Origin of the sequence: Chromobacterium haemolyticum, from assembly GCF_002081825.1 — a bacterium.
GTDB classification, from domain to species: domain Bacteria; phylum Pseudomonadota; class Gammaproteobacteria; order Burkholderiales; family Chromobacteriaceae; genus Chromobacterium; species Chromobacterium fluminis.
Genome location: NZ_MUKU01000031.1, coordinates 52,461 through 60,752, shown reverse-complemented (window position 1 = coordinate 60,752; position 8,292 = coordinate 52,461). Strand labels below are relative to the sequence as shown.

The window sequence follows — 8,292 nt, the reverse complement described above, 5'->3', positions numbered from 1 at the left end:
TCAGCGGGTCTCCTAGCTTGGACAGTTTGCTTTCACGTTCTTCGGCGGCGAACAGGCTCTTCATGGGTGTGTCTCGGTCAGGGGGCAGGTCAGATCATGCCAGAACGGGAGGTTTCTGGAAGTCCCCTTATGTATTGCCACAGGGGTGGGAGTGGGTGAGGTTGGGGGAAATTGGGATATGGAAATCAGGTTCAACACCAAGCCGCTCAAATTCGACTTTTTATGGTGGAAATATTCCATGGGTGAAGTCGGGAGAAGTTAAGCAAGGGCGCATTCGAAATACGGAAGAAACAGTAACCCAAGCAGCATTAGATAAGTGCTCTCTACATATCAATAGCAAAGGTTCTATATTGGTCGCTATGTATGGCGCCAACATTGGTGAAGTCGGAATTTTGGAAATAGAAGCTGCAACCAATCAGGCCGTGTGTTCTTGTAAAACCTATACGAATTTTGATGAAATTTACTTGTTTTACCTAATAACATCACTAAAACCGTACTTCTTGAGTCAGAGTGCAGGTGCTGCACAGCCGAATATTTCCCGTGAAAAAATCATTGGAACATTATTTCCACTTCCACCTCTGGCAGAGCAAAAACGTATCGTCGCCAAAATCGACGAATTAATGGCGCGCTGCGATGAACTGGAAAAACTACGTACTGCACAGCAGGAAGCGCGCCTGACCGTTAATACCGCAGCCATCAAGCAACTGCTGAACATCGCCGAACCCGATCAACACCAACGCGCCCAAGCCTTCCTCTCCGAACACTTCGGCGAGCTCTACACCGTCAAGGAAAACATCGCCGAACTGCGTAAAGCCATCCTGCAGCTGGCGGTGATGGGAAAACTCGCTCCACAAGATCCGAGCGATCAGCCAGCCAGAGAACTGCTGAAAGAAATCGAAGCTGAAAAACAGTGGCTGGTAAAGGAAGGAAAAGTCAAAAAATCTAAACCGTTGCAGCCTATCAATCTGGAGGAAGTGCCCTATCAATTGCCAGATGGTTGGGAATGGTGTCGGATGCAGGATGTTTTCTTAAGCTTGAAATATGGAACTTCGAAGAAGTGTGATTATGACGGAGGTACTATTCCAGTCCTTAGGATACCAAACATTTCCAAGGGAAGAATAAGCATAGGCGATTTGAAATATGCTGATTTATCAGAAAAAGAAAGGACTGACCTTGGTTTGAATGAAAGTGATTTATTGGTAATACGCTCAAATGGTAGTGAGGGTTTGGTTGGCAGAGCTGCTATCGTTGGGAAAGAATCGTCTGGCTTCTGCTACGCTGGATATTTGATGAGAATTAGGATTAATGGGAAGCTATTAAATCCATGCTATTTATATTTTGTGTTTGATTGTGAAATGACCCGGCAGGCCATTGAGGGGCCAATTAGAACTACCAGCGGGGTGAAAAATGTAAATAGTACAGAAATATCGCAGTTGAAAGTTCCTCTGCCCCCATTCCAAGAACAACACCGCATCGTCGCTCGTGTCGACCAATTGATGGCCCTATGTGACTCACTAGATCAGCAGATCGATGCCACAACCAGCAAGCAGTCCGAATTACTGAATGCCCTGATTCACGTCCAATCGCAAGGCAACACCGTGGAAGAACCACAGCCCGCATCGCTTTCAAAAGAGGTGCCAATCACAGATCTGGCAAGCTACCGAGCCAGCATCGGCTGCTATGCCATCAACAAACTCGCCAACGCCCAATACTTCGGCCGAACCGCGGCCGCCAAAGTGATCTATCTGGCGCAAGCGCATGCTGGCCTGAAGCTGGATCTGAAACCCGAACGTGAAGCCGCCGGGCCGCTGGATACCTGGATTTATGATTTCGAGCGGCAAGGCCAAGACCAAGGCTGGTTTGAGGTCCATGAAAAGACTCTGGCCAACGGCAGGAAAAAGACCGAGTACCGCTGCTTGTCGGCCTTGTCAGCGCCCGCGGCGAAAGCCGAGGCCCTGATGTCGCCCAGCCAGAAGGCTGAATTTGACCGTCTGATCTACACTCTGGCGGACAAAAAGACCGAAGAGGTTGAGATCATCGCCACGCTGTTCGCGGTCTGGAACGACTTTTTGATTGATGGCGTGCAAGCCACGGATGAACAGATCATTGCCGAGGTTCGCGAAAACTGGCACGAGCGCAAAGCGCGTTTCACTCCCGCCGAGCTAGGCCGGTGGCTTGACTGGTTGCGCAAAGAAAACTTCATGCCCCGAGGATTGCCCCCCAGAACCGTGCAGCAGGCAAGACTCAGTTTCGATTGACGATGGCTGTTGAATGCTTGTATGCCTTGGACTGTCCCCGGAGCAGAAATCTCTCGGGTACAGCTCTCCCAAGCCAGCGACATCAGGCTCGACTGACAACCGGTTCACCATCTGCTGCGCGTCGGCTATGCCGCGTTCAAAACCGCTTCAAAATGCCATACCCCGAGCAACGACTTTCCACGCGCAGCAGCCTTTGAACAGGTTCAAAGAACGTATTTACGATCTCGTGAGCAAGAGCGAGACAAGGCGAAAACGAGCGAAAAAGCGGAATGTACGAGTGGTACATGAGCATTTTGAGCTTGTTTTTAACGCCGTATCGCCGAAGCGCAGCAGATCGTGAACAGGCTCTAAGGCTCCGCCCACATGGCGCGTTGCCTCTGGATGGCTAAAGGTTCCGGCGGCGGCGCGCCCACCAGCGCCTGGCGGGCGGTGACCATATTCTTGAACCCCGCCAGGCGATAGCACTGCCGCACACAGGTGTCGCGGTTGGTCCATTTCCCGGACGCCCACATCTGCAATAAAGCGGCGCGGGCAGGTTCGTGCTCGCCCTGCCATTTGCGCCAATGGAGGAAATCCGCCAGCGCCTGTTTGATTTCCTGATGAATGTCCTCGGTGTTGGCCGGGTGGATTGGGTTGTTCTCCGCCAGAGAAATCACCCCCAGCCGCATCTCATAAGCAATGATCAAACGGGCGGCGCGCTTGAGAGCCTGATTGTGCTGGATCAGCAGTTTCATCATGGCAATGCTCCCCGGAATCACAGCAGGTGGTTGAAGTGATCCAAGCCTTGTTTCAAGCGCTGCTGTATCGGCTCCAGCAAGGCCAAGGCTTCTTCGCTGCTGAACAGCAGCGGCTCGTCGCGTCGCTCCAGCAAAGTCAGCAAGGCTAAAAGCCCGGTGTGGGCGGCGCGCATGTCCATCACGCCGCGCAGCAGGGCGGTGTCCAGTTCGACATAGCAATGGTTGAGCTGCTGGCCCAATTCGCCCAGCAGCGTCACATCGCCGGCGGCGGCGGGCAAGCGCTGGGAACAAAGGTGTAGCTGCTCCATCACCGGCACAGCGGCGGGCGTGGGGTGTTGGCCTGCGCAATGGGGACAGGCGGGAGGGGGAATCGCGGGGGGAAAGGTGGAAAAGGTCATTACGGTCTCCATGTCATCTTTGGAAACCTGCCCAGGCGAGGCTAGGACAGGCACGTGACAAGGTGGCAAGACCGGTTCATTCCACAAAGACCGGCAGTCCAGAGGACTCCCTGCCACGGCCCGCCCCGAATGGGTACGGCGTGGCAGCAGACGTAACGGTGCCAAAGCGCACCGATGTATCTGCGGAGGAATGATTAATAGGCTTGCCAGCCCGGCGCCGTGTGATTGAGCACGACGCGGGACCAAGCCTAAACAGGCTGGCAGAGGCCGTCAAGGAACGGAGAGGGACAGAAGCCTCAGGCGGCATCCGCCGCCGCCACCTGCCGGCTCAACAGATGCAGACGATTGGCCAAAGGGCAGCTCAGCGCCAGTTCCTGCTGACCATGCCCCCGCAGCAGCAACGCCTGCCAGCTGCCGTCCGGGCCGGGCACCAGGCCGCCGCAGACGAAGCCGGCCTGTTGCAGCACGGCCGCCGCGCGCGGGGCGTCCGGCCCCAGCGCCAGCCTGACGTAGACCAGCCGCCCGGCCGGCAGCGCCGCCACTTCCCGCAGCCGGCCGCCGCTGATGTCCTCCAGCACCACTTCCAGCCGCCGGCCGTGGCTAGCGATGCTGAGGCCGCCGGCAGGTGCCAGCGCCGGCGGCGGCGCGCTGCCGAAGGCGCGGCTTAGCGGCGTCAGCCATTCCCGCCACGCCGCCGGCCAGTTCAAGGCCGGGATCGGCCGGCTTTGCAGCGGCAGGCAGCCCAACACGATGCTTTCCGGCTGCGGCTGGCCAAACGGCGAGGCCACGTAGTCCAGCAGCAGGCCGGTGGTGTGGAAGCCCAGAGTCTTGGCCAGACGCTGGCTCTGGCCGTGGGACGACACTTGCTTGATGGTGAGCATGCTCAGGCCCAGGGCGACGCCTTGGGCGCGCAGATGGCGGCCCAGCGCGGTGGCCAGGCCCTGGCCGCGCGCGTCCGGATGCACCACGTTGAGCGCCAGCTCGGCGCTGCCCGGACAATGCGGGTCGCGCCACAGCGCGGCGTGGCCCAGCACGCGGCCGCCGCTCACGGCGACGGCGGAATGCCAGCGGCCGGCGGCGTTGTGGCGGCGGATCATAGACGGCAGATAGACGTCCGGATAGACGTAGTGTTCGCCGTAGATGGCGCGGAACAAGCCGCTGACGCCGGCGGCGTCGTCCGGCTGGAAATCGCGGATGGCGATGCTCATGCCGCCACCTCGTCGTAGCGGCGCTGGTCCACCACCCGCATCAGCTTGCCGGAACGCGGATGGGTGAGCATGGCCTCCGGCGCGCAATAAGCGACGTCCAGCCGCAGCAGGCCCTGCCGGCAGAGTTCGGCCAAGGCCGGTTGCGCCGTCAGCAGCCGTTCGCGCAGCGGCTCCGCCGCCGGGGCCGGCGCGTATTCGCTGGCCACTCGCAAGCTGAGGGTGTCGACGCCGTCGCGGCGGCCCACCAGCAGCTGCCAGGCCAACACACCGTCCTGCCCCCGCAGCAGCGGGTCCAGCTCGTCCGGGAACAAGGACAGCGTGCAGACGCGCACGCGGTGGCCGCGGCTGGCGCGCCCTTGCAGCGCGAACTTGCGTTCCGGCCGTCCGGCCGGCTCGCGCCAGCAGGCCAGATCACCGGTGGGGTAGCGGATCACCGGCATCAGCCGCCGTTGCAGATTGCTGACCACCAGCAGGCCTTTGCGGTCCGGCTCCGTGATCGGCAGGCCGCTGGCCTCGTCGATGATTTCGACGATGGTGTCGGCGTCGAACACGCGGTGTTCGCCCTGGGCGCAATCCGGCCCGGCGGCGCCGATCAGGCCGGCGTCCACACTGGCGCAGCCTATGGAACCGATACGGGCATTGGGAAACACCCGGCCCAGCAGGGCCAGTTGCTCGGCGAACAGGCTTTCGCCGCCGTAAAGCAGGCAGCGCACGCCGGGCAGCGCGCGGCCGGCCTGTTGCAGCCAGCTGGCGAAGCGCACCAGTTGCACCGGCACGCCGGCCAGCACATTGATGTCCAGCGTGTCGATGGCGTCGGCCAGCGCGGCGTCCTCGACATTGCAGGTGAAGGGAAACTCCACCACCGGCGCCGGCGAGTGCGACAGCGCGCCGTGGATGAACAGCAGGCTGGTGTAGAGATCGCCGGCGAAGAACAAGTTGGCGACGCGGTCGCCGGGCAGCAGTTGCCGGCCCAGGCCCTGGCCGAAGGCGCGCACAAAGGCCTGCCATTCGTCGCGGCGGAACACCGACAGCTTGCCCTCGCTGGTGGAGCCGCCGGTCTTGAACACATGGCCGTCCGCCAGCGGGCCGCTCAGCACCGGCCAGTTTTCCAATGGCTGGCATTGGCGCCAGTAGTCCGCCGGCTCGATCAGCGGCAGATCGCTCAGCGTCCAGTCCGCCGGCAGCTCGCGGTACAGCTCAGCGAAAAACGGCGAATGAGCGCGGGCGTGTTCCACCAGCCGGCGCAGCCCGGCCTCCGTGGCGGCCTTCATCGCGCCGGCTCCGTCTTGCGGCGCAGGTCCAACACCAGCGGGGTCTTGCCGCTTTGCGGATGGCGCTGGAACTGGCTGGCCGGGGCGGCGATGACTTCCAGTTGCAGCAGGCCGCCGCTGACGACCTCGTTCAGCATCGGGTGTTGCAGCAGACGGGTGCGCACCTGCTCGGCGTCGCCGTCGGCCAGCACCCGAATGCGGTCGCAGCCGTTGGCGGCGTGGTCCACCAACCATTGCAAAGCCAGGCCCAGCGGCGCGGACAGCTCGGTTGGATTGACAAAGATGGTGCCCGCGCGCAGCAGCGCGCCGTGGCGGCCGGTGAGCTGGAAGCGCGGCGACGGCAGGCCGCAGCCGCAGTGGCCGGGCAGCCAGCGGCCCAGATCGCCCAGATCGTAGCGCCGCACCGGCTGGCCCTCTCGCGCCAGCGAGGTGAAGGCCAGGCGGCCGACGGCGTCGGGCGCTGCGGGGCGGTCGCTGTCCTGTTCCAGGATTTCCAGCCACTGGATGTCGGCCAAGAGATGGAATTCGCCGTCGCAGCCGTGGCCGCAGGCGTGGCCCAGCGGGCCGGCGTCCACCGATCCGTACATCGCGGAGCGGATCAGTTCCACGCCGAAGCCGGTCAGGAACTGGCGTTGGCCGTCGCTGATGTGTTCGCCGCCGCAGAACAGCTTGCGCACGCCGCCGTAGGCACGCAGCGCGGTTTCCTCGCATTCGAACAGGCGCTGCAAGGTGCCCGGCATCCCCACCAGGGTGTTGACGCCGCGGGACACGATGAAGTGGGCGATCTGGCTGAAATCGTCGTCCACCGGGCCGCCCATCGGGTATTGCGGCACACCCAGCTTGTCCAGGATGGTGAAGAAGCTGAGCATGCCGCCGTAGAGATTGCCGCCGTAGAGCAGATTCATCACCCGGTCTTGCGCCGGGTCCAGGCCGGCGGCGAGCAGGCCGTCCGCCGCCGCTTGCATCTGGCGGTGGTAGTCGCGGTAGCTGAAGCCGGCCAGTTTGGGTTCGCCGCTGCTGCCGCCGCTGCGGAAGAACAGCTGGGCGGCCGGCCCCATCTCGGCTTGTTGGAAGGCCGCCTTGTCCATCACCGGCAGCGCGTCCAGGCCGGCCGGCGGCGGCGGCAAGGCGTCCAGCGTCGCATGGCCGGGCAGTTGGCCGTCGCGCAGGCTGACCGACACCCGCCGCGTCAGCCGGCTTAGCGCGTAGACGCCGTCGTGCGGCTCGCCGGCGTAGCCGTCGTGCATCGCTCCCGCCGGGCACAGCCGGCCAACGCCGGCGTCCAGCAGCAGGCGGCTGAGCGCCGGCAGCTGTTCCGGCGCGGCGATCAGGCCGCAGCTTTGCAAATGGGTGCGCCAGGGCAGCAGCAGTTCCACCAGCCGCGCGCGCGGCGCCGGCCGCAGTTGCAGGGTGCGGAACAGCGGCGAGGCCGCCAGTTCCTGGCGCTGCGCCCAGGCCACGCGCCAGCCCTCGCCCTGCTCCACCGCGCCGGCCACGCCGGCGAAAGACTGGTCCAGCCGCAACATGGCCAGCTGGCTGGAGATTTCCGCGGCTTCCTGCACGTCCGGCTGCAAGGCCGGCCAAGCCGGCGCGCGGCGCGCCAGCGCGGCGGCCATGGCCTGGGCCGCGCCGCGCAAGACGGCTTCGTCCTCGCTGTCCACTAGCAGGCATTGCGGGCTGGAGCAGGCTTGCTGGTCGAAGCGGCAGACGTCGTCGGCCAGCGCGTCGTAATCGGCCGCCGTCGCCGCGCCCGGGTCCAGGTAGGCGAAGCTGATGCGGTGGCCCCAGGGTATCCAGCGGCAGCCGGCCGGCACTTGGCGGCGGATCGCCTCCAGCGCGGCGTCGCCGCCCCAGGCGGACACCGCGTCGGCGCGGGCCAGCAGGCCGGCCAGTTGGTCGGTGGCCAGCGGCAGCACCGCCACGTGGGCGGCCAGGACGCCGGCGGTGTCGTGGCTCAGAAAATCGGCCAGCAGCCGCGCGCTGCGACCTTGGTCGCTGCCGCTGGGGCGCAGCCAGTTGACGTTGCCGGCCAGCAGGCTTTCCAACACCGCCATGAAGGGCAGCAGCGGCGCATTGGCCGGGGTGATGTGGGCCACCAGGCCCAGCGGCCGCCAGCTTTCGAAGCGCGACTGACGGTAGTCGAAGCGGCGCAGCGAGAAGGCCTGTTCGCCCAGCTCGCGGCGGACCTTGGCTTCCAGCGCCTCGCGCCGGCAAAAGCCTTGCAGCGCGTCGACGGCGGCGGCGTCCAGGCCCAGGGCCTCCGCCCGTTGCGGCAGCGCGGCGGCGAAGCGCTCGGCGCAATCCAGCACCGCGTCCAAGGCCGGCGGCCGGGCCAGCGCGGCCGGCAGGCCAGCTTGCAATTGCGCCAGCGCGGCGGCGGCGTCCACCGCGGTGTTCAGTGTTCCGTTCAATAGATACAT

At 63.6% G+C, this 8,292-nt stretch carries 6 protein-coding genes; 1 reads left to right on the top strand and 5 read right to left on the bottom strand.

The window, feature by feature from the left end; translation table 11 throughout:
- Window positions 1–2,258: restriction endonuclease subunit S (locus tag B0T39_RS18960; RefSeq protein WP_217806282.1), on the top strand; the 2,258-nt coding region annotated here is incomplete at its 5' end.
- 347 nt (window positions 2,259–2,605) lie between these two features.
- On the opposite strand, the gene B0T39_RS18955 is transcribed toward B0T39_RS18960, so the two are convergent.
- The 5 genes from B0T39_RS18955 to B0T39_RS18935 all read right to left on the bottom strand — a co-directional run bounded on the left by B0T39_RS18955 (window position 2,606) and on the right by B0T39_RS18935 (window position 8,292).
- Entirely contained in the window at window positions 2,606–2,995 is a 390-nt protein-coding gene (locus B0T39_RS18955; RefSeq protein WP_081549313.1) for a hypothetical protein, read from the bottom strand.
- A gap of 17 nt (window positions 2,996–3,012) precedes the next feature.
- Window positions 3,013–3,393 (bottom strand): DUF1484 family protein, encoded by a 381-nt coding sequence (locus tag B0T39_RS18950; RefSeq protein ID WP_141111299.1) that lies wholly within the window; start codon window positions 3,391–3,393, stop codon window positions 3,013–3,015.
- Window positions 3,394–3,689: 296 nt separating this feature from the next.
- A complete protein-coding gene (locus B0T39_RS18945; RefSeq protein WP_081549309.1) occupies window positions 3,690–4,601 on the bottom strand; it encodes a GNAT family N-acetyltransferase in 912 nt (303 codons plus the stop codon).
- Window positions 4,598–5,872 (bottom strand): phenylacetate--CoA ligase family protein, encoded by a 1,275-nt coding sequence (locus tag B0T39_RS18940; protein ID WP_081549308.1) that lies wholly within the window; start codon window positions 5,870–5,872, stop codon window positions 4,598–4,600. Before B0T39_RS18940 ends, B0T39_RS18945 begins: the two co-directional genes overlap by 4 nt.
- Complete coding sequence (locus tag B0T39_RS18935; RefSeq protein WP_081549305.1) at window positions 5,869–8,292, bottom strand: acyl-CoA reductase; 2,424 nt, start codon at window positions 8,290–8,292, stop codon at window positions 5,869–5,871. The genes B0T39_RS18940 and B0T39_RS18935 overlap by 4 nt, the downstream gene beginning before the upstream one ends.